This window comes from Pantoea sp. CTOTU49201 (assembly GCF_032054795.1).
Classification (GTDB): Bacteria; Pseudomonadota; Gammaproteobacteria; order Enterobacterales; family Enterobacteriaceae; genus Pantoea; species Pantoea symbiotica.
On sequence record NZ_DAMBSA010000504.1, the window covers coordinates 1 to 2,956 of the forward strand.

The following is a 2,956-nucleotide window of genomic DNA, read 5'->3' on the forward strand; positions in this document are numbered from 1 at the left end:
CGTGGCCGCAGCCGCACCTTTGCACGCAAGCTGCCGGTAATGCTGGGCATGTTGCTCACCTGCTCGATTGCGCTGGTGAATTTCTTCCAGGACAGCCCGGTAATTGCCATTGCCATTCTCTCTATCGCTTTCTTCGCCAACGCCTTCTCTAATCTCGGCTGGGTGGTGTGCAGCGATGTGATTCCGCGCCACTTAATCGGCACCATCGGCGGCTTTCTGAACATTTTTGGCAATCTTTCCGGCATTGTCAGCCCGATCATCATTGGCGTTATTTTGCAGCGCACCCACAACTTCCAGTATGCCATGTGGTACATCGCTGCCGTCGCGCTGATGGGCTTTTTGGCCTACCTGCTGCTGGTTGGCAAAATTGAAGTGATGACGCCGCCCGGTGAAGAACACGCTGACAATAAAAAGAAATTCGAAACCCCTTCAAACGCATAGAGAGAAGCATAATGCAGCAGAAAACAGTGAACGCGGTGATCGTCAATGCCGCACATGATGTGCGCTGTGAGTCGCGGGAAATTGAGTGGAACACGCAACAAGTGTTGGTCAAAGTTGAGCGTGGCGGGATTTGTGGCTCGGATATTCACTATTTCCAGCATGGCCGCGCGGGCATGTCAGTGCTGAAAGCGCCGATGATTTTAGGCCATGAGTTTGTCGGCATCATTGAGCAAGTGCCGGAGAACAGCGACTTAAAAGTTGGCCAGCGCGTGGCGATCAACCCTTCCCAACCCTGCCAGCTGTGCACGCTGTGTCAGGAAGGAAAACAGAACCTTTGCCGATCGATGCGCTTTATGGGTAGCGCACAGTTTTTCCCGCATGTTAACGGCGGATTTGCCCAATATGTGGCGGTTAATCCCGTGCAGTGCGTGCCATACAGCGATGATGCAGAGGCCAAAGTGATGGCCTTCGCCGAACCGCTGGCTGTGTGCATTCATGCGGTACGTCAGGCAAGCGATTTAACCGGCAAGCGCGTACTGGTCACCGGCGCCGGTCCGATCGGTTGTCTGGTGATCGCGGCAGCACTGGCTTCGGGAGCCACCGAAGTGGTAGCAACCGATATCAGCGAACGCTGCCGGCAGCTGGCGATCGAGATGGGCGCCAGCGCGGCGCTGGATCCGCGTGACGAACAGCAAACTGCGCGCTGGGCAGAAAATGGCGGCAGTTTTGATGTCTGTTTTGAAGCTTCCGGAGCAGGCGCGGCGGTGGCTTCGCTGGTTGCCTTTGCGCGTCCGGGCGGCATTATCGTGCAACTCGGCATGGGCGCGGCTGAAGTGAATTATCCTATCGGACCGCTATTGGTCAAAGAGGTGCAGTTGCGCGGCTCCTTCCGTTTCACCAGCGAATTCACTACGGCGGTACGCTGGCTCGAGCAAGGCAAAATCAATCCATTGCCGCTGCTTTCAGCCGAAATGCCCATGCAGGATGCGGCATTTGCGCTGGAACTGGCGGCGGATAAAGAGCGTGCGGCTAAGGTGCAGCTGGTTTTCTGATGAAGTGAATATTCCCGGTTATATGCCGGGAATTTTTATGGATGAAGCGTCGCAGCTTTCCGCTGCCGCTGCTCGCCAATAACGGAAAACAGTCCACCCGCCATAACCAGCGACGCCCCCGCAAAGGTATTGATACCGGGCAATGTTCCGAGGAACATAAAACCAATCAATACTGACCAAATCAGCGTGGTGTAATCAAACGGGGCAAGCAATGAGGCATCGGCATATCGCAAACTGAGCGTCAGAAGGATTTGCGTAATCCCGCCGAACAAACCGCAGCCGACCAGTAACAGCAGCTCACGACTATCGGGCATCTTCCAACCCGCAACGATTGTAAACAGCGATGTTAAGGCCGTCATAACTGCAAACCAGAAAGCAATGGCGCCGGGTTTTTCTGTTTTATTAAGAAAACGGATTTGTATCGATGCCCCAGCAGTGCACAAGGCAGCGGCGATTGCCAGCATCACGCCCGCCGACGAAGTAAAACTGATTGATGAACCGGAGAAAGCGCACAGACCAGAAAGCATCACCAAAATGCCTGTAAAGCCGGTTAACACTGCGATCCAGCGGTAAAACTTCACCCTTTCGCGCAGAATAATAGCTGCAAGAATGACGGTAAAAAGCGGTGCAGCGTAGTTAAGAACGGTGGCATCGGCCAGGGAAATGTAGAGCAGCGAGAGATAACTCAAATACATGCCGCCCGTCCCTGCCAGCCCACGCAGGAAATGTCCTTTGACGTCTGATGTCTTGATCCCCTCTTTCACATTTCCCTGCATCCGAAGCCAAACCAGTAAGGGAAGCATGGCGAGAAATGAACGGAAAAAAATCACTTCGCCAACCGGCACCGTTCCGCCGAGGCCTTTAACACAGGCAAGCATCAGCGTAGAACTGAGCGCCGCCAGAATTTTCATTGAGATGCCGGTTGAAACACGCATTACTGACAGAGGCCTGGAAAATTGACGAGAAAGGTTGCGTTAAGATACGTCAACAAGCGCGAAATTCGTCACTTAATCATTGACCTGGTACGGCATTATATTTTTTTGCCTATGAGTTACTAATACCCAACCAGAAATCTTCCAACATCTGATCAATGTATTCGGCATCCTCATTCGTGGATTGGCGTACCACAGCGTCGGCAAGCTTGGCTTTATTCAGCGCATGAAGTTCTGCTGTCAGGCCACCAGCACATATTACTGCTACATCACTTCCCAATAAAAACGCCCCCATACGCATTGGATCCCAGTCGAAATTTTCGCCCTCAACAGGTGACTCATAAATGCGATCACCTTCAATAAGGCCGTATTCACAGAGAATTTTATAAAGGTCGCTGGCGTCTTTTGCATTGGCCGCCCCACGGTCACGCCACGCGAATAACTTTAGCAGGGCCAGTCCCGGCAACGAGCAGAACGGAATACGCACGCCCCCCCGACAGTTGAACCAACACGGTATGACTGAATGCTTCT

Annotated in this window: 3 protein-coding genes and 1 pseudogene; 2 read left to right on the forward strand and 2 right to left on the reverse strand. The window is 53.1% G+C overall.

Annotation, left to right across the window (positions count from 1 at the left end):
- Together RTY00_RS22880 and idnD are read left to right on the forward strand one after the other, a co-directional pair.
- Positions 1 to 441, forward strand: a 441-nt coding sequence (locus RTY00_RS22880; RefSeq protein WP_312666467.1) for an MFS transporter, incomplete at its 5' end; no start/stop codon positions are given.
- A gap of 11 nt (positions 442 to 452) precedes the next feature.
- Positions 453 to 1,493, forward strand: coding sequence for an L-idonate 5-dehydrogenase (gene idnD / locus RTY00_RS22885; protein ID WP_312666469.1), 1,041 nt, complete (start codon positions 453 to 455; stop codon positions 1,491 to 1,493).
- A 35-nt stretch (positions 1,494 to 1,528) separates the two neighbouring features.
- Here the strand turns inward: idnD and RTY00_RS22890 are convergent, their stop codons facing one another.
- Positions 1,529 to 2,428, reverse strand: a complete 900-nt coding sequence (locus RTY00_RS22890) for a DMT family transporter (RefSeq protein WP_312666471.1) — start codon at positions 2,426 to 2,428, stop codon at positions 1,529 to 1,531.
- A gap of 109 nt (positions 2,429 to 2,537) precedes the next feature.
- Positions 2,538 to 2,956: pseudogene (locus tag RTY00_RS22895) on the reverse strand (hypothetical protein); the annotation flags it as partial.

What these genes read in the sequence shown, in the direction of transcription:
- RTY00_RS22890 (WP_312666471.1), bottom strand. Translation starts at nt 2,428, where the DNA reads ATGCGTGTTTCAACCGGCATCTCAATGAAAATTCTGGCGGCGCTCAGT.
- idnD (WP_312666469.1), top strand. Translation starts at nt 453, where the DNA reads ATGCAGCAGAAAACAGTGAACGCGGTGATCGTCAATGCCGCACATGAT.